This is a genomic window from Vannielia litorea, from assembly GCF_900142295.1.
Classification (GTDB): domain Bacteria; phylum Pseudomonadota; class Alphaproteobacteria; order Rhodobacterales; family Rhodobacteraceae; genus Vannielia; species Vannielia litorea.
The window spans coordinates 2,262,724-2,280,924 of sequence record NZ_FSRL01000001.1; the positions used below are offsets into that span (position 1 = coordinate 2,262,724).

Below are 18,201 nucleotides of genomic sequence, written 5' to 3' on the forward strand. Positions count from 1 at the left end.
GGCGTTAACATGGAAAGTCACAGCCACGACTACCACATAGACATCCCAGGCACGACGGTGTTCGACGGGCGCATGGCCATGAAGGGCTATGCGCTGAACAAGATGTGCTACGACTTCAACCGGGCCGAGAACCGCGAGGCGTTCAAGGCCGATCCGGAAGGCTGGATGGAGAAATACGGGCTGCGCGACGCGCAGCGCCAGGCGATCCGCGACAATGACATCCTGGCGATGATCGAGGAAGGCGGAAATATCTACTATCTCGCCAAGCTCGCCGGAATCTTCAAGCTGAGCGTGCAGGACGTGGGCGGCCTTCAGACCGGCCGCACGACAGAGGAGTTCAAGCAATTCCTCGCCAGTCAGGCATAGGGGAGACGGACATGGCACAGGTTCTCGGTGGCATCACCACCTCTCACATCCCTGCCGTCGGCAACGCGATCGACAAGGGCCTGCAGGACGACCCCTATTGGAAGCCCTTCTTCGACGGCTATCCGAAGGTTCACGCCTGGATCAGGCAGCACAAGCCTGACTACGTCGTAAACATCTACAACGACCATGGGCTCGGCTTCTTCCTCGACCGGATGCCCACCTTCGCCATCGGCGCGGCGCATGAATACCGCAACGAGGATGAAGGCTGGGGCCTGCCCTCCCTGGCCCCCTTCCCCGGCGCACCGGAGCTGAGCTGGCACATCATCGAGAGCATGGTGGAGGACGAGTTCGACATCACCTCCTGCCAGGAGCTTGCGGTCGACCATGGCTTCGTCGTGCCGATGCAGCTCTTCTGGCCGGGCGCGCCCAACAACCCCGACTTGCCCCGCGCGGTGCCGATCAGCGCCAACACGGTTCAACACCCGATCCCGACGCTGAAGCGGGCGCTCGATTTCGGCAAGGCGTTGGGCAAGGCACTGCGGTCCTTCCCCGAAGAGGCCAAGGTGGTCATTCTCGGCACCGGCGGCCTGAGCCACCAGCTCGACGGGCAGCGAGCGGGCTTCATCAACAAGGACTTCGACCAATATTGCCTCGAAAACATCGTCTCCAACCCCGAGGAGCTGACCAGGATCTCACGGATGGAGCTGGTGGAGAAGGCGGGGGCGCAGGGCACCGAGTTTTTGATGTGGATGATGATGCGCGGGGCGCTCGGCGATGACGTGACCGAGATCACCCGGAACTACCACATCCCGATCTCCAACACGGCCGCAGGCACGCTGCTGCTGGAATGCGCGGCATAAGACCCTTGGGCCTCCGGCGAGGATACCTGCCACAGGACGTCGACCGAGAACGCGGCCAGGTCAGCTCGAACTGTCCATCTTCTTCCCGGGAATACACCGGCCGGAGACCCAAAGCCTTTTCTGGCACAACCCCTTGATCGAACGAACGTTCAACCGAGAAAATGCTTCAGAATCCGCCTTGTCCACTTGCCGTAGGGCGGGCGGATGAGGTGAGCGCCGTTGGGTTTGCGCTGGGTGAAGACAGCCTTGGCGTGGCTCATCGACCTGAACCCTTCGGGACCGTGGTAGGCGCCCAGTCCCGAGGGGCCGACACCGCCGAAGGGCAGATCATCCACCGCGACGTGCAGGATCGTGTCGTTCACGGTGACCCCGCCCGAGGTGGTGCGGGTGAGCACGGCCTCGCGGGCCTCGTCATCGGGGCCGAAATGATAGAGCGCCAGCGGGCGCGGGCGGGCGTTGATATAGGCGATGGCCTCTTCGAGACTGTCATATGGGACGACGGGCAGGAGGGGGCCGAAGATCTCTTCCTGCATGACGTGCATGTCATCCGTCACGTCAAGCAACATCGCAGGCGCTTTCTCGCCCTCCAGCAACGGCAGGCGGCGTGCGCCCTGAGCCACGGCCTCGTCGGCGAGTTTGGCCAGCCTGTCGGCGTGGCGATCGTGGATCGGGAGGGTAAAGTTCTCATCCGCCGTGCCGGACGGGTAGAGCTTGTGAGCCTGCACCTTCATGCTCTCGCAGAAGGCATCTAGCCTTGAGCGAGGGACCAGCGCGTAATCCGGTGCGATGCAGGTTTGCCCGCCGTTCACCAGTTTGCCAAAAGCAATGGAGGCGGTTGCCGCTTCCATGACCGCTTGGTCCGTGACGATCGCGGGGCTCTTGCCGCCCAGCTCCAGCGTGACCGGCGTGAGATTGGCCGCGGCGGCCTGCATCACCTTGCGGCCCACTTCGGTGCCGCCGGTGAAGAAAAGGTGGTCGAACGGCAGGCTCGAAAACTCCGCACCCAGCTCGGGCCCGCCTTCGACCACGGCCACCTGCTCGGGGCGGAAGAGCTCCTCGAGCAGCTCCCGCATGGCGGCCGAGGAGGCGGGAGTGAATTCGGACGGTTTCAGCATCACCCGGTTGCCCGCCGCGAGTGCCGTGGCCAGCGGGGCAAGGGCCAGCAGGTAGGGATAGTTCCAGGGCGAGATGATGCCGACCACGCCCTTGGGCTGGTAGTGAACACGCGACTTGCCGGGCCAGAGGGCAAAGTGCGTGCTGCGGCGCTCGGGCGCCATGAAGCGGCGGAGGTTGCGATCGAGGTAGTCGATGGCGTTGATCGTTGGCACGAGGTCGAGCAGCTTGGTCTCATCCGCCGCGCGGCGGCCGAAGTCCTCGTTTGCGGCCCTCGCCAGCAGGTCGGCCTTGGCCTTTACCGCCTTGGCGAGGCGGGAAAGCTGCGCGCGGCGCTCGGCCAGCTCCGGCGGCGGGGAGGCGAGGAAGGCCGTGCGCTGGGTGTCGAGGATCTGGTGCAGGTCGGTCATATGGTTTCGCCTTTGCTCATTCGGTCGAGGAAGGTCTCGGCCTCGTTCAGCACGGTCTCGCGCCTGGCGTCATCCATCCTGTCCCACGTCCTGTACATCTGGGCCGTGCGCGGGTTGCCTTCAAACCGGTCGCGATGTCGCACCAGGAAATGCCAGTAGAGCAGGTTGAAGGGGCAGGCCCCCTGCCCCGTCTTCTGGCGCACCGAGTAGTGGCAGGTGCCACAGTAGTCGGACATCTTGTCGATGTAGTTTCCGGAAGAGACATAGGGCTTCGACGCGATGATGCCACCGTCGGCGAATTGGCTCATGCCCACGGTATTTGGTGCCTCGACCCATTCGAAGGCGTCGATATAGACCTCGAGGTACCATTGGTGCACCTCGGCCGGGTTCACCTGCGCTATGAGGGCGAAGTTGCCGGTGACCATCAGCCGCTGAATGTGGTGAGCATAGGCCTCTTCGCGGGTCTGGCGGACGGCTTGCGCGAGGCAGTTCATCCGTGTTTCCGCCCCCCAATAGAGCGCGGGCAGGCTACGCTGGTGGTTCAACGCATTGCGGCGCGGGTAGTCCGGGCCTTCGTGAAAGTAGATACCACGAACGTACTCGCGCCAGCCGAGGATCTGGCGGATGAAGCCCTCGGCGGCGTTGATCGGGGCCTTGCCCGCCTTCCAGGCCTCCTCGACCCGCCGGCACACGGCGAGCGGATCAAGCAGACCTATGTTGAGGTAGGCCGAGATGAGCGCGTGGTAGAGAAAGCGCCGGTCTTGCAGCATGGCGTCCTGGTAGGTGCCGAAGTTCTCCAGCGCGTTTTCGATGAAGTGGTCGAGCACCTGTTCGGCCTGATCGGCAGTCGTGGCAAAGCCGAAGGGGTGGAGCCTGCCGAAGTTGCCGGAAAAGCGGGCCTCGACCAGCGCGAGCGCGTTTTCCGTGGTCTCATCGGGCTCGAACCAGAGCGGCTTGGGTAGAAAGAGGTCATCCGCGGCGGGTTTGCGATTGTCGTGGTCGTAGTTCCACTTTCCGCCCGCGGGCTTGTCGCCCTCCATAAGGAGGCCGGTCTTGCGGCGCATCTCGCGGTAGAAATACTCCATCCGCAGCGCCTTGCGGCCCTCGGCCCAGCGCTCGAACTCGGCGTGGGTGGCGATGAAGCGGGTGTCTTCGAGCAGGGAGACGTCGAGCGGGCAGGTCTCCAGCGCCTCTATCAGCCGCCACTCGCCCGGGCGGGTGGCCAGCACCTCGCGCGCGCCATGCTCTTCTGCCCGGCGGAGCAGCTCGCCGGGGATCGAGCCCGCGTTCTCGTCGTCATCCAGACGGGTGTAGGCGACCTGCCAGCCGTCCTCCTCCAGCCGCGCGGCGAACTTGCGCATGGCGGCGAAGATCAGGGCGATCTTCTTGGGATGGTGGCGGACGTAGTCGGCCTCGGCCGCCACCTCGGCCATCACCACCACGTCGCGGCCCTTCTCCGCCGCCTGAAGGGCGGCGACGGAGGGGGTGAGCTGGTCGCCCAGGACGAGGACGAGACGGGGCGCGCTCACCAGTCGCCGGTGTTTTCCATCGAGGCCCAGGGCTCCTGCTTTGGCAGCGCGTCGCCCTCCTGGATCAGTTCGACCGAGATGTTGTCGGGCGACTTGACGAAGGCCATGCGGCCATCGCGCGGGGGGCGGTTGATGGTGACGCCCTTGTCCATCAGCTTCTGGCAGGTCGCGTAGATGTCGTCGACCCGGTAGGCGAGGTGGCCCCAGGCGCGGCCGGTCTTGTACGTCTCGTCGCTGCCCCAGTTGTAGGTCAGCTCCAGTTCCGGGGCGCGGTTGGCCTCGGCGCTGGCCTTGTCCTTCGGCGCGGCGAGGAAGATGAGGGTGAACTTGCCGGCCTCATTGTCGACCCTGCGAATTTCCTCGAGCCCGAACTTGTTGACCCAGAAGTCGAGGCTTTCGTCGACATCGGTGATCCGAACCATGGTGTGTACGTAGCGCATCTGTGCCCCTCCGTTTGCATTGGGGCAGGATGATAGGGCGCGCGCAGGAAACGGCTAGGGGATCAGCACCTGTTTGCGGGGGATGACCGACTCCGAGAGCGCGCCATCGTCATACATCATCCGAATGGTCACCGTTTCAACCGACCTAGCCGGGGCGGTGACCAGCGGGGTCGGGTCCCCATCCACCATCACGTTGGGATTGGAGAACTCGGTGTGGCACTTGGGCATCTCGAGCGCACGTGTGGGCGGTTCGTCATTGAAGCCGAACTGCACCGCCTGAACGCCGCAACGCCAAGAGACGATGGGCGTGAAGAACACATAGTCCTCATCGCCCTCGACGCGGATTGCGATCCACTTGTCCTTGATCGACTCGAGGATCGGGCGAACCTCGGCGGCTGTCGTGAAGTTTTCGGCAGGGGCTGCGAGAGGAGCGGCGGCGAGCAGGGCTGCGCCGGCAATATGGCGGAAAGTCATTGGGGTTTTCCCTTTTCGATAAATGGTCTTTTGCTATGGTGGCCCCGAAAATGCGGGGTCTGGAGCAGTATGGCCGCGAAACCCAGGAAATCAAAGCCTTTCAACATCGTCGTGGTCGCCCAGGGCGGCAGGCTGCAGTATGAGGCGGCGCTCTTCGCGGCTTCGCTGCGGCACTTCGACGAGGGCTTCAAGGGCCGCCTGTTCGTGGCAGAGCCCCAGCCCGGTCCAAGGTGGAGCAAGGACCCGAGGGTCGACTCGGGCCCGGTGCGCAAGCTGTTCGATGAACTGGGAGCCGAGCTGCTGCCCTTCGAGAGCCGGCACTTCGGGGAGAGCTATCCGCACGGCAACAAGATCGAGGCCCTGAGGGAACTGCCCAAGGGCGAGCCTTTCGTGTTCTTCGACAGCGACACGCTGGTGACCGGCAAGCTCTCTGCCCTGCCCTTCGACTTCAATCGCCCGTCGGCGTCGATGCGGCGCGAGGGCACCTGGCCCGAGGTGCCGCTGTACGGACCGGGCTACGCGGGCATCTGGAAGAGCCTCTACGACAAGTTCGGCCTCGACTTCGAGAGCAGCCTCGATACGAGCCAGCCCGACGAGTATTGGCGGCGCTATCTCTACTTCAATGCAGGCTGGTTCTTCGGTTCATGCGGGCCGAGCTTCGGCGAGAGGTTCGAGGAATACGCCCGTGCGATCCGGGACGACCCGCCGGATGCGCTGGCCTGTCAGGAACTCGACCCCTGGCTCGACCAGGTGGCATTGCCGCTGGTCATCCACTCCTTTGGCGGAGGCCGGCCGGGGCCCGACCTCGACGGGCTCGATGGCGATGTGACCTGCCACTGGAGGCTCATGTCGCTGCTCTATGCCCGCGAACACGACCGGGTGGTGGAGGCGCTGGCCGAAGTGACCGCGCCCAATCGGGTGAAAAAGGTGCTGAAGGAATATGAGCCGTTCAAGCGGCTGATCTTCCAGAAGAAGGGCGAGAAGGCACGGGCGCTCTTCGATCGGGCGCGGCTGCCCCGGAAGGAGCAGGCGATCCGCAATGCCCTGAAGCGCGAGAACCTCTGGATGAGGTGACCGCGACAGCGGGGCGCGCTGCCTTCATCGCCTCATCTCGACCGCGCCCAGCCGCTCGGCCCAGACCGCCCGTGTGCTCTTGACCCGCTCCTGCCGCGCCAGCGGGCCAAGGTCGGCCGGCAGGGCCTCCAGCCGCTCGACCTGCAGCGCGCCATCATGGGCGGCCTGCAGCCGGGGAACGATGCAACTCCCCATCCGGAGCTGAAAGCGAAGCCGGTTCTCTGCCGCCGAGAGGTTGGGTGTGGCCCCTACCCAGACCTCGCCTCCGGTGCGGACAGAATAGATGACCCACTGGTCAGGGCGCTCCTTGGCGGCGCTCCGGGCGGCGCGTTTGTCGATCATGGCACGAATCCTTTCGTCGGCCGGATTGACATATTTTTACCCGGGTGTAAATAGATTGCCATGGAAGAGACATTCACCGCATTCGAGGGCTCGCGACGGGTTGCCGCCGGAAGCCGCGCCGAACTGACCGAAAGACTGATCGCGGCCGGATACCGGCCCGGCGCGCCGCTCTTGGTGTTCAGCGACCTGACCGGGCAGGAAACCGATCTGGACCTCACGGGCCGCCAGATGCCGGCAGTTCCGCGAGGGCGTGGCCGGCCCAAGCTCGGCGTTCGGGCCAAGGAGATCACCCTGTTGCCGCGCCACTGGGACTGGCTCGCCCGACAACGGGGTGGCGCCTCTGCGACCATCCGACGGCTGATCGACACCGCGATGAAGGCCCCGGATACCGGCGCCCGGCGCGATGCGGCCTTCAGGTTCTGCAACGCGATCGCGGGCGACCTGCCCGGCTTCGAGGAGGCGATGCGTGCGCTCTACGCAGGCAAGGGGTTCGCAGATGCCGTGGCGCACTGGCCACGAGACATTCGCGCCCACGCCGTCAGGCTGGCAGAACCGGGGTGATGCCCCTCGCCCCTCCGCTCAGCGGGCGGGCAAGCCCTGGGCTCTTTGACCACGCGATGCGGCGCGGGAACGTGGCGGTGAGATGATCGAGACAACCGGCCTCTGCAGGTCCGGTTCCCGGTGCCGATGTGGGGCGCCGCATGATCTTCATGCAGCGATTTCACGCGGTCCGGATTGCCGCTGCCGGACGGCTGGCCTAGTGTCGCCGCCGACAACAGCTCCCAGGGAGAGTTTTACATGACCTACGGTTTCGACACGCTCCAGATCCACGCCGGCGCGCGGCCCGACCCGGCAACCGGCGCGCGGCAGACCCCGATCTACCAGACCACCGCCTATGTGTTCCGCGACGCCGACCACGCCGCCGCGCTCTTCAACCTCCAGGAAGTGGGCTACATCTACTCGCGGCTGACCAACCCCACGGTCGCGGTGCTGCAGGAGCGTATCGCCACGCTGGAAGGTGGCGCAGGGGCCGTCTGCTGCTCCTCCGGCCATGCCGCGCAGATCATGGCGCTCTTCCCGCTGATGGCGCCGGGGCGCAATGTGGTCGTGTCCACTCGGCTTTACGGCGGCACGGTGACCCAGTTCAGCCAGACCATCAAGCGCTTCGGCTGGTCGGCCAAGTTTGTCGATTTCGACGATCTGGCGGCGGTCGAGGCAGCCATCGACGACGACACGCGGGCGGTGTTCTGCGAGAGCGTCGCCAACCCGGGCGGCTACATCACCGACCTGCCCGCCATCGCCGGCGTGGCCGACAAGGCCGGACTGCCCCTGATCGTCGACAACACCTCCGCCACCCCCTACCTCTGCCGTCCCATCGAACTTGGCGCCACCCTGGTGGTCCATTCGACCACCAAGTATCTCACCGGCAACGGTACCGTGACCGGCGGCGCGATTGTCGACTCGGGCAAGTTCGACTGGGCGGCCTCGGGCAAGTTCCCCTCGATGTCGGAGCCGGAGCCGGCCTACCACGGCCTCAAGTTCGCCGAGACCTTCGGGCCGCTGGCCTTCACCTTCCATTCCATTGCCGTCGGGCTGCGTGATCTGGGCATGACGATGAACCCGCAGGCGGCCCATTACACGCTGATGGGGATCGAGACCCTGAGCCTGCGCATGGAGCGGCACGTGGCCAACGCGGTCAAGCTGGCCACGTGGCTCGAGACCAATCCGCATGTGGAGGCCGTCACCTATGCCGGCCTGCCCTCTTCGCCCTACGCGAGCCGGGTCAAGACCGTGTGCCCCAAGGGGGCCGGCGCGCTCTTCACCATCGCGCTCAAGGGCGGCTACGAGGCCTGCGTGACCTTCGTGGACAGCCTCGAGCTGTTTTCCCACGTGGCCAACCTCGGCGACACCCGCAGCCTTGTGATCCACTCGGCGTCGACCACGCACCGTCAGCTGACGCCCGAGCAGCAGGCAGCGGCGGGTGCTGCACCGAACGTGGTCCGCATCTCCGTCGGTCTGGAAGACGCCGAAGACCTCATCGCCGATCTCGACCAGGCGCTCGCAAAAGCCCACGGCTGACGGCGGTTTTCCGCTCGCACAGGGCTTGCAGTTTCACGACATTGTCAGCCCTCAAGTCCTTGCAATCCGGCCCCTTCGCGGGCCGGATTTTTCGTTTCCGAACAAGGGGGTTCGAGCCCCGCTTGAGGCGTAGCCCGGGGGATTGCGAAAAATTGAAAACCTGACGTTAAGCCTGTATAGACTAGGGCAGTTTCATGCGGGTACTCCGGTACCTGCCACCATTTGCCGGAACCGCTCTGGATGACGCCTGAATTTGCCCTCGACCTCAGCCATGACGGTATCACGCTGCTGCGGCGCGCAGATGACGGATGGCGGCGCGTGGGAGCGGTCGCGCTGGATGCAGACAGGCTGATCGACGATCTCGCCGCGCTGCGCGAAAAGGCCGGCGACAGGCTGCGCAGCAAGCTGGTGATCCCGAACAGCCAGATCCTTTACACAAGCTGCCCCGCCAGCGGAAAGGACGCGCTGGCTGATGAGGTGCGGGTGCGTGCAGCGCTCGTCGGGGCAACGCCCTACGACGTGTCCGAGCTCGTGTTCGACTGGGAATCCGATGGCGAGACCCTGCAGATCGCCGTGGTCGCCCGCGAGACGCTGGAGGAAGCACGCGCTTTCGCCTCCGAGCATGGCTTCGGCCCCGTGGGCTATGTTGCGGTGCCGCCGCGCGGCGCCTTCCTCCGCGAGCCATTCTTCGGCCCGGTCGATCGCGGCCCGGGCGCAGGCCAGACGATGCTGGCCGAGGCAGAGCCGATCGACATCGTGGGCGATTGGGAACCGGCGGATGACGCACCGCTGGCCGCTCCGGCTCAGCCGGAAGCGGACGAGCCTGCACTCCGGCCGGGCGCTGAAGCCGAGGTCAACGAAGATCGGCAAGAGGCCTCTGAGGCAGAGACCCAGGCTGCCGCACAAGATGAGGCCCCCGGGGCAGCTCCCGCGCCGGAGAGCCAGGCGGAGGCCCCCGGCGCAGACGCCGCTTCCGAGATCGTCGCCGAGGCAATGCCAGTCGACGGCCCCGCTGACGCGGCACCGGAAGACCTGACAACTGAGGTTGCCACGAGCCCGGAGGAGGAGGCAGAGGCAGAGGTTATCCAGGCCGAAAATCTGCCCTCTGCGGAAGATGAAACGCCGGGAGCTCCCGACACGGCGCAAGCCCCAGAGCCCGGCGCGCCCCCGGCCAACGTTTCGTCCGACCTCGCAGATACGCAGGCCATGGCGCCCGAACCTGCCGAGGATGACGCCGTGGAGGCGGCCGCCCCGGACGAAACCGAAGACCAGCCAGAAGCTGCGTCGATGCCGGCTTTCAGCTCGATCCGGACCACTGCGGCCGCGGGCAATGCGCCCCGCCTCGGAGCTGCGACGGACCTTTCCGCACCGGCCCCGGCGCGCAAACTCGGCGGCGCACAGCGCAAGGAAACGCCCCCGTCTCCCGCGACGCGGATCGCCAAGGACCGCCCTGCCGAAACAACCGCCCCCGAGCTGGCGACGGCTGCGCCCGCGCAGAGCACGCCAGCGCCGAAATCCGCCAAGCCCGCGCCTGCCGCGATCGACCCCGAGATCGCCCCGCAGTCCGACAACCCGCGCAGCACCGCCGCGCTCTCCTCCTTCCGGACCAAGGTGCCCGGTCTGCGCCGTGCCGGGACCAAACCCGCACTGACACCCGAGATCATCTCCGCCCCCCTGCCTCGCCCCGCGCCGGAGGACCTGCCCGCACGCGTGTCACAGGAGGCAACGGCGGGCGATTTCACCATTTTCGGAGCACGCGGCAAGGCAAAGACGGCTGCGAAGAAGGGCTTTCCCATCGGCCTGACCCTGGGCCTCCTGCTTTTCCTCGGGGTCCTGGGCCTGTGGTCCAAACTGTTTCTCGCCAGCGACGAGACCGCAACGCAGGACTCGCCCGTGCTGGCAGAGCAGAGCGTCGCCAGCGCGGTGCCGCTTCTGGGAGGCGACGGTGCCCTGACCCGGTCCATCACCTTTTCCGAAACCGGCACCAGCGGGGCAACGACCGAGCCGGGCGGCGACGCGGCGCTGGCCGACGCGCTGCAGGCGCCAACCGAGGCCGACCCGGCAATGTCCGGCGACGCGCAGGTGGCCAGCCTGGCGGACGATCCGTTCTCGGCCCTTCCCGAGGAAGAGGCCCGCATTTCCGAGCCGATGCTCGAAAACCCGCCCCTCCCCGAGATCGACGCCGATGCCGAGCCCGCCGATGCCGACGAACTGGCCGACATGGAGCCCGAACCCGAGGCCAATCCGGCCGAGCGCCTGACACCGGCAGAGGCCCAGGCCGCCTATGCCGAGAGCGGGATCTGGCAGCAGGCCCCGGAACCCGCCGCGCTGCCCGTGGAGGACAGCACCGACGATATCTACATCGCCTCCATCGACCCTGGCGTCACCCCCCACGACGCGGTGGCCCTGCCTCGCGCCGAAACCGGGGGCGGCAGCGATGTCGCGCCGGATCGCCAGGCAAGCCCGATGCCGCCCGGCCAGGAGTTCGAGTTCGATGCCGATGGGTCGATCCGTCCCACCGAAGAAGGCGTTGTAACCGCCGACGGGATAACGCTCTATGCCGGGCGCCCCCCCGTGGTGCCACGTCCGCGCGCCGCAACGGCCCCGGAAGTCGCTGCCGAGACTGAAGCCGACCCGGAGGCAAACGCTGAAGCCGACAGCACGCTGGCCGGTGTGCGCCCGCGATCCCGTCCGGCAGGGCTCGTCGAGGAAAACGAGAAGACGCAACTGGGAGGTCGCACCCGGGCCGAAATGGCCGGCCTGAGGCCGCGCCAGCGTCCGCAGTCCCTTCAGGATCAGGCCGAGGCCGCACGTCAGGCAGCCATCGAGGCCGCAGTCGTCTCCAGCGAGGCTGAATCCGCCGATCTTGCCGAGGATGAGCAGCGCGCCGCTGCAGAGGCCGCCGCCCGCGCCGAGGCCGAACTCCAGAGCGCCTCGCGTCTCGCCGTCGCGTCTTCCCGCACCCCCGCTGCACGGCCCCGCGGCTTTGATGGCAAGGTCGCCTCGGCCCGCAAGCAGGCCGAAGCAGAGGCCGAGGCGCAGGCGCGCGCCGCAGCTGCAGCCGCAGCCCGCTCCACGGCCAGTGCGAGCAACGACACCGAGTCCGATGCGGGCGAGGAAGAGACCGCAACCGCAGCCGTTGTCCTGCCCCGCAACCAGAAGGTCGCGCCGTCCGTGCCGTCCAGCGCCTCGGTGGCAAAGGCCGCGACCGAGCGCAACGCGCTAAAGCTGCGCGACATCAACCTGATCGGGGTCTTCGGGTCACCCTCGCAACGCCGCGCCCTCGTGCGCCTGCCTTCGGGCCGGCTTATCAAGGTCAAGGCCGGGGATCGTCTCGATGGCGGCAAGGTGGCCGTCATCGGCGAGCATGATCTGCGCTACGTGAAGCGCGGCAAGAACATCACCCTGTCGATGCCCCAGGGCTGATCGGCCCTGCCCCACTGCAACCCCGCGCCGCCCCTCCTTGCCCCGGCCGACACCGCGCCTCTGGCGGTTTGACATCTCCGGTCGTCCGGTGTTCCTGTGGCCGCGACCCGGAACAGGAGAGCGGCATGAAAACGGTAGACGTGAACGGCGTGTCGATTGCAAACGACCGGCCCTTCGCACTGCTCGCGGGGCCCTGCCAGTTGGAGTCTCTCGATCATGCCAGGATGTTGGCCGAGCAGATCGGCCGCGCGGCAACCGAACGGGGCATCCCCTTCATCTTCAAGGCCAGCTACGACAAGGCCAACCGCACATCGCTTTCGGGCAAGCGTGGCCTCGGCATCGAGCAGGGGCTGGAGATATTGGCCACGGTGCGCGAGGAGTTCGGCTGCCCGGTGGTGACCGATGTGCACGACGTTGAGCAGGCGCAGCGCGCGGGCGAGGTTGTCGACATCCTCCAGATCCCCGCCTTCCTGTGCCGCCAGACCGACCTGCTGCTCGCCGCCGGAGAGACCGGCCGGGCGATCAACGTGAAGAAGGGCCAGTTTCTTGCGCCATGGGACATGGCGAATGTCGCCGAGAAAATTGCGAGCACCGGCAACGATCGGATCATGCTCTGTGAGCGGGGCACCAGCTTTGGCTACAACACGCTGGTGAGCGACTTCCGCAGCCTGCCGATCATGGCCGAGACGGGCTACCCGGTTGTGTTCGACGCGACCCACTCGGTGCAGCAGCCGGGCGGGCTTGGCGGCTCCACGGGCGGCAAGCGCGAATACGTGCCGGTGCTGGCAGCGGCGGCGATGGCGGTGGGCTGCGCGGCGGTCTTCATGGAGGTCCATGAAGACCCCGACAACGCGCCCTCGGACGGCCCGAACATGCTGAAATTGCAAGACCTGCCGGCGGTACTGGACCGCCTGAAGGCCCTGGACGCGATCACGAAGGGCTGACGCGGAGGCCGCTCATCCGCCCCGCGAGGCGTCTTCGCGGCGCCCGCCCGGGGCGAGGGTGGACCGGAGGTCCTGAAGAGCCCCCACCCCGTCAGGCCGCGTCGCCCGGCTTCAACTCACCGCTGTCGATCTGCTCCTGCTCGATGGACTCGAAGAGCGCCTTGAAGTTGCCCTCGCCGAAGCCGTCATCCCCCTTGCGCTGGATGAACTCGAAGAAAATCGGGCCGATCACCGTCTTGGAGAAGATCTGAAGCAGGATCCGGGTTTCGCCGCCGTCCACCACGCCCTCGCCGTCGATCAGGATGCCGTGCTTCATCATCCGGTCCAGCGGCTCTTCGTGGCCGACAACCCGATCCCTGGACATCTTGTAATAGCTCTCGGGCGGGCCGGGCATGAACTTGACACCCATCTCGGCGATCGCATCGGTCGCCTCGTAAATGTCGCGCGCGCCCACGGCGATGTGCTGGATGCCCTCGCCGTTGTACTTTTTCAGGTAGGCCACGATCTGCCCGGTCTCGCCCCGGTCCTCGTTGATCGGGATGCGGATGCGCCCGCAGGGCGAGGTCAGCGCGCGGGAGAACAGGCCCGTGAACTTGCCCTCGATGTCGAAGAAGCGGATCTCGCGGAAATTGAAGAGCTTGCCGTAGAACTGAAACCACTTGTCCATGTTGCCCTTGAAGACGTTATGGGTGAGGTGGTCGAGGTAGTAGAAGCCCACGCCCTGGGGGTGGGCGCTCTCGTGCCAGTCGAACTCCGCGTTGTAGGCGCTGGTGTCGTAATAATCCTCGATGAAGTAGATCAGCGAGCCACCGATGCCCCGGATCGCGGGCACATCCATGCTCTTGCCCGGCCCTTCGTAGGGCTCGGCGCCATTTTTCACCGCGTGGTCAAAGGCGTGCTGCGCATCGACAACGCGCCAGCCCATCGACGGGGCGCAGGGGCCGTGCTCTTCGACAAAGTCGCGGCCGTGGGTGCCTGGCTCGTCGTTCAGCAGGTAGGAGATATCCCCCTGCTGCCAGAGCTCGATGCGCTTGGTCTTGTGGGTGGCGACATGGGTGTAACCCATGGCGCGGAAGGTCTCGCGCAGGTGCTCCGGATCAGGGTGTGCGAACTCGACGAATTCGAAGCCGTCGGTGCCGGCGGGGTTCTCGGGGGTGATCGTCGCCTTGGGGGCGTCGTGGGGAAAGGGGCCCATGGGTATCTCCTGTTCGCTTTCGGCCAGTTTAGCGCGTCACGAATGAGGGATGCGCGCGTTATCTGTGGTCAATCCACCCATTATCGCGCATGTTACGCACCGTACCGACATTTTCCGCGGATTCTTCGCATGACACTGGATCAGATCGACTCGGCCCTGCTCCGCCTTCTCCAGGTCGATGCCAACCAAACCGCAGAACAGCTCGGGGCCAAGCTCGGGTTGAGCCCGAGCCAGGCCGGGCGACGGCGGCAACGGCTTGAGGCGGCAGGCCTCATCTCGGGATATGGCGCGCGGGTTGACCCCGACGCCGTCGGACTCGGGGTGCAAGCGATGATCCAGGTCCACATGGCAGCCCATGCCCCCGACGCGGCGCAGAGTTTCGCGGCTCTTGTTGCCCGGCGCGACGAGATCGTGGGGGCCTGGGTCATGACCGGCGACGCCGACTACCTGCTGCGGATCTACTGCCACGATCTTCCGGCCCTCAACCGGCTGGTGCAGGAAGTGCTGCTGCCCCACAGTTCCGTGGCCCGGGTGCAGAGCCAGATCGTCATGGCCCAGCTCAAGGCCGACGGCCCCCTGCCCCTCTGAGGGCGGCTGTAACGTGTTGAAAGATTTTGTGCCGCCCGCGGGCGCTTTTTAGCGGCCTCTAACCGGGCACGGGCATTTCATTCCGCCGGGGGTTTGCTACTTGTAGAAGGGCAACTCAGGGCGGGGGCGGATGGAAGGATTCCTTTACCAGGCGGTGATCTACCTTGGCGCGGCTGTGGTGGCGGTGCCCATCTCGGCACGCCTCGGATTGGGCTCGGTGCTGGGCTACCTGCTGTCGGGCATCGTGATCGGGCCAATACTCGGGCTCGTCGGCAGCGAGACCCAGGAGTTGCAGCACTTCGCCGAGTTCGGCGTGGTGGTGATGCTCTTCCTGATCGGTCTCGAGCTGGAACCCAAGGCACTTTGGGGCATGCGGCACAGGCTCATCGGTCTGGGCGGCCTGCAGGTGGTCGGAACGTCGCTCGTGATCGCCGGTTGCGGGATGGCCCTTGGCCTGTCCTGGAGCCTCGCGCTGGCCGTGGGCATGGTATTTGCCCTGTCGTCCACCGCCATCGTGCTCCAGACCCTGAGCGAGAAGGGCCTGATGCAGTCGCCCGGCGGCAGGTCGATCATCTCGGTCCTGCTGACCCAGGATATCGCGGTGATCCCGATCCTCGCGGTCCTGCCCCTGCTGCCGGTGGCGATGGTGCCGCAACTGGATGCCAGCGGCGCGATCCACGTGGGCAGCGAGAACGAACATCACACCATGTCGCTGGTCGAAGGGCTCCCGGGCTGGGGCGTTGCACTGGTCACCCTGGGCGCAGTGCTTGCGGTGGTCCTCGCCGGCATCTTCCTGACGCGGCCACTGTTCAAGTTCATCCACATGGCAAAGCTGCGCGAGCTATACACCGCGACGGCGCTGTTGATGGTGGTGATGATCGCCTTCCTGATGAACCTCGTCGGTCTTTCACCGGCGCTAGGCACCTTTCTCGGTGGCGTCATGCTGGCCAACTCCGAGTTCCGCCACCAGATCGAGGCCGACCTCAACCCGTTCAAGGGCCTGCTTCTCGGCCTCTTCTTCATCACCGTGGGCGCGGGCATCAACTTCACGGTGTTCTGGAACCACATCTTCACCATCATCGGCCTCACACTCGGGGTGATGCTGGTCAAGGGGCTGCTGCTCTTCGCGCTGGGATGGATCTTCAAACTGCGCGGCAAGGGCCAATGGCTGTTCACCCTCGGCCTCGCGCAGGCGGGTGAGTTCGGCTTCGTGCTCATCGGTTTCATGACCGGGCAAAAGATGCTCGAACCGGTCATGACGCAGGTCCTGCTGCTGGTCGTGGCGATGACCATGATGCTGACGCCGCTGTTCTTCATCCTCTACGAGAAACTCTCGGAACGGATGGCGGAGGAAGGCGAGATGCCGGAGCCCGACGAGATGGACGAGAACGCGCCGGTCATCATCGCCGGGCTGGGCCGCTTCGGGCAGGTGGTGAGCCGGATGGTCAGCGCGGCGGGCGTACCGACCACCGTGCTCGATCACAACCTCGAAACCATCAACCTTCTGCGCCGCTTCGGCTTCAAGGGGTTCTTCGGCGATCCGACCCGGCCCGAGCTTCTGCACGCGGCGGGCATCCACCATGCCAAGGTGCTGGTTGTGGCGCTCGACAGCCCCAAGACCGCCGTGCAGCTGGTGCGGATGGTGCGCGAGATGCGGCCCGATATCCACATCATCGCCCGTGCCCACGATCGGCTGCACGTCTACGAGCTCTACCAGGCCGGCGCCAACGACATCGTGCGCGAGTTGTTCGACTCGAGCCTGCGGGCCGGTCGCTACGTGCTGGAGAACATGGAGTTTTCCGAGTTCGAAGCGGCTGAGGTGGAGCGCAGCTTCTACAAGCACGACCGGCACATCCTGCGAGAGCTGGCAGAGCTGTGGCGCCCCGACGTGCCACTGGGTCAGAACGAGGCCTATGTGAACCGGACCCGCGAGTTGAACTCCGACCTGGAAGCCGCCCTGGTGCGGGAGATCCAGGAGCAGCGGGCGCGTGCGAACATGAACGCGGCGGAGTGAGTCGCCCGTTCGGTCCCTACCACAGCTCCGGTCGGTCGAAAGGCGCAACGCAGGTGGATGGGCCGGTCATGCCCGCCAGGGTGCCTCCGTCCAGAGCCTGCGCGAGCCAGCCGTGCGGCATCGACAGCGGATGCGGCGGGGCAACGGCGGCCGCGTCGACCGAAACAAATCCGACCTTTCCGTAGTAGGCCGGGTCGCCGTAGGTCATGACCACATCGGCCCCGCGGGCCCGAACCTGGTCCAACCCGAACCGCAGAAGCGCCTGGCCGATGCCCTGACGCTGGTGGCCGGGGTGGACCGCGACCGGAGACAAGAGGCGCGCCTCGCGCGGGTCCTGCGGGTATCGAAGCGAGGTGAACAGGATCGCGCCGGTGACCTGACCGGGCAGAGACGCCGTGCAGAGCAGGCGTTCCTCCGGCGCAAGGTCACTCAGAAGGGAGGCCACGAGTTTGCCGATCATCCGGCCCTCCTCCGCCCCTTCCGAGGCGGCGAAGGTCTGGCGAAAGAGCGCGACGATCTCTTCATGCCCGCCCTTCGGATCGGAAGCAAAAGTCATCCCGTCCCTTCCCCATGAAAAAGGGTCGCGCCCTGCGGCGCAGCCCTTTGAATGTCTGGCTCGCAAGGATCAGGCGGCGCGGCTCACCAGCACGTCGTCAACCTGCTTCTGCGCGCCGGCCTCATCGGTGCCCGAAACGGCGGCCACTTCACGGGTCAGGCGCTCAAGCGCGGCTTCATAGAGCTGGCGCTCGGAGTAGCTCTGCTCGCGCTGGTCGTCGGTGCGGTGCAGGTCGCGCACGACCTCGGCAATGGCGATCAGGTCGCCGGAGTTGATCTTCTGTTCATACTCCTGCGCACGGCGCGACCACATGGCCCGCTTCACCTTGGCCTTGCCCTTGAGCGTCTTCATGGCCTGGCTCACGGTGTCCGGGGTGGACAGCGAGCGCATGCCGACCTCGGTGGCCTTGTGGGTCGGCACACGGAGAGTCATCTTGTCCTTCTCGAAGGAGATGACGAAGAGCTCCAGCTCGAAGCCGGCAACCTCCTGCTTCTCGATCGAGACGATCTTTCCCACGCCGTGGGCCGGGTAAACAACGAAATCGTTGGGGCGGAACTCGGATTTCTTCTTGGTCATTCAGGGCCTTCCTTCAGGCTTTATCAGGGACCGAAAAGACCCTTTCCCGGCGCGTCTGCCTCCGGGAGCGGGTCTTGTATGCGCTATGAAGTCTCCCGAATTGGCGAGCAGCGCAGTGTCGGGAACCTTAGGATTCACTTACCATCGCTACGTAACATAACACAAAAAACACGATTCTCAAAGCGCGTCGCTCGGCCGGCGCCGCGACGTTTTGA

General features: G+C 65.9%; 17 protein-coding genes. 9 read left to right on the forward strand and 8 right to left on the reverse strand.

All coding sequences use genetic code 11. The features are described from left to right. Positions 1-9: 9 nt before the first annotated feature. The gene (locus tag BUR94_RS11050) at positions 10-366 is read left to right on the forward strand and encodes a protocatechuate 4,5-dioxygenase subunit alpha (protein WP_074256286.1); all 357 of its coding nucleotides are present in this window, start codon (positions 10-12) and stop codon (positions 364-366) included. Positions 367-377: 11 nt separating this feature from the next. After that, positions 378-1,226 carry a class III extradiol dioxygenase family protein gene (locus BUR94_RS11055; RefSeq protein WP_074256287.1) on the forward strand — a complete coding sequence of 283 codons (849 nt, stop codon included), beginning with the start codon at positions 378-380 and terminating at the stop codon, positions 1,224-1,226. 149 nt (positions 1,227-1,375) lie between these two features. On the opposite strand, the gene BUR94_RS11060 is transcribed toward BUR94_RS11055, so the two are convergent. The 4 genes from BUR94_RS11060 to BUR94_RS11075 are packed head-to-tail and all read right to left on the reverse strand — an operon-like array spanning position 1,376 to position 5,192. Next, a complete protein-coding gene (locus BUR94_RS11060) occupies positions 1,376-2,749 on the reverse strand; it encodes a coniferyl aldehyde dehydrogenase (RefSeq protein ID WP_074256288.1) in 1,374 nt (457 codons plus the stop codon). Next, a complete protein-coding gene (locus BUR94_RS11065; protein ID WP_074256289.1) occupies positions 2,746-4,278 on the reverse strand; it encodes a cryptochrome/photolyase family protein in 1,533 nt (510 codons plus the stop codon). Before BUR94_RS11065 ends, BUR94_RS11060 begins: the two co-directional genes overlap by 4 nt. Beyond that, the gene (gloA, locus tag BUR94_RS11070) at positions 4,275-4,718 is read right to left on the reverse strand and encodes a lactoylglutathione lyase (protein ID WP_074256290.1); all 444 of its coding nucleotides are present in this window, start codon (positions 4,716-4,718) and stop codon (positions 4,275-4,277) included. The genes BUR94_RS11065 and gloA overlap by 4 nt, the downstream gene beginning before the upstream one ends. Positions 4,719-4,772: 54 nt before the next feature. After that, positions 4,773-5,192: a hypothetical protein gene (locus BUR94_RS11075; RefSeq protein WP_074256291.1), complete on the reverse strand. Its 420-nt coding sequence runs from the start codon at positions 5,190-5,192 to the stop codon at positions 4,773-4,775. Between the two features lie 69 nt (positions 5,193-5,261). Here BUR94_RS11075 and BUR94_RS11080 point away from each other — a divergent pair, with 69 nt between their 5' ends. Next, positions 5,262-6,266 (forward strand): hypothetical protein, encoded by a 1,005-nt coding sequence (locus BUR94_RS11080; RefSeq protein WP_074256292.1) that lies wholly within the window; start codon positions 5,262-5,264, stop codon positions 6,264-6,266. Positions 6,267-6,290: 24 nt separating this feature from the next. Here BUR94_RS11080 and BUR94_RS11085 read toward each other — a convergent pair whose 3' ends face one another. Next, positions 6,291-6,608 (reverse strand): GIY-YIG nuclease family protein, encoded by a 318-nt coding sequence (locus tag BUR94_RS11085; protein ID WP_074256293.1) that lies wholly within the window; start codon positions 6,606-6,608, stop codon positions 6,291-6,293. Positions 6,609-6,668: 60 nt separating this feature from the next. Between BUR94_RS11085 and BUR94_RS11090 the strand changes: the two genes are divergently transcribed. The 4 genes from BUR94_RS11090 (at position 6,669) to kdsA (ending at position 13,057) form a co-directional block, all read left to right on the forward strand. Next, complete coding sequence (locus BUR94_RS11090; protein WP_074256294.1) at positions 6,669-7,169, forward strand: DUF2239 family protein; 501 nt, start codon at positions 6,669-6,671, stop codon at positions 7,167-7,169. A gap of 237 nt (positions 7,170-7,406) precedes the next feature. Further along, positions 7,407-8,687 (forward strand): O-acetylhomoserine aminocarboxypropyltransferase/cysteine synthase family protein, encoded by a 1,281-nt coding sequence (locus BUR94_RS11095; protein ID WP_074256295.1) that lies wholly within the window; start codon positions 7,407-7,409, stop codon positions 8,685-8,687. A 240-nt stretch (positions 8,688-8,927) separates the two neighbouring features. Next, positions 8,928-12,113 (forward strand): hypothetical protein, encoded by a 3,186-nt coding sequence (locus tag BUR94_RS11100; protein ID WP_074256296.1) that lies wholly within the window; start codon positions 8,928-8,930, stop codon positions 12,111-12,113. Positions 12,114-12,238: 125 nt separating this feature from the next. Continuing rightward, complete coding sequence (gene kdsA / locus BUR94_RS11105; protein ID WP_074256297.1) at positions 12,239-13,057, forward strand: 3-deoxy-8-phosphooctulonate synthase; 819 nt, start codon at positions 12,239-12,241, stop codon at positions 13,055-13,057. Between the two features lie 91 nt (positions 13,058-13,148). Here the strand turns inward: kdsA and hppD are convergent, their stop codons facing one another. After that, positions 13,149-14,252 (reverse strand): 4-hydroxyphenylpyruvate dioxygenase, encoded by a 1,104-nt coding sequence (gene hppD, locus BUR94_RS11110; RefSeq protein ID WP_074256298.1) that lies wholly within the window; start codon positions 14,250-14,252, stop codon positions 13,149-13,151. A gap of 129 nt (positions 14,253-14,381) precedes the next feature. Between hppD and BUR94_RS11115 the strand changes: the two genes are divergently transcribed. Together BUR94_RS11115 and BUR94_RS11120 are read left to right on the forward strand one after the other, a co-directional pair. Continuing rightward, a complete protein-coding gene (locus tag BUR94_RS11115; RefSeq protein WP_074256299.1) occupies positions 14,382-14,840 on the forward strand; it encodes an Lrp/AsnC family transcriptional regulator in 459 nt (152 codons plus the stop codon). Between the two features lie 130 nt (positions 14,841-14,970). Next, positions 14,971-16,854, forward strand: a complete 1,884-nt coding sequence (locus BUR94_RS11120; protein WP_074256300.1) for a cation:proton antiporter domain-containing protein — start codon at positions 14,971-14,973, stop codon at positions 16,852-16,854. Between the two features lie 16 nt (positions 16,855-16,870). On the opposite strand, the gene BUR94_RS11125 is transcribed toward BUR94_RS11120, so the two are convergent. Together BUR94_RS11125 and BUR94_RS11130 are read right to left on the reverse strand one after the other, a co-directional pair. Further along, positions 16,871-17,410, reverse strand: coding sequence for a GNAT family N-acetyltransferase (locus BUR94_RS11125; RefSeq protein ID WP_074256301.1), 540 nt, complete (start codon positions 17,408-17,410; stop codon positions 16,871-16,873). A 69-nt stretch (positions 17,411-17,479) separates the two neighbouring features. Beyond that, positions 17,480-17,986, reverse strand: a complete 507-nt coding sequence (locus tag BUR94_RS11130) for a CarD family transcriptional regulator (RefSeq protein WP_074256302.1) — start codon at positions 17,984-17,986, stop codon at positions 17,480-17,482. Positions 17,987-18,201 lie beyond the last annotated feature (215 nt).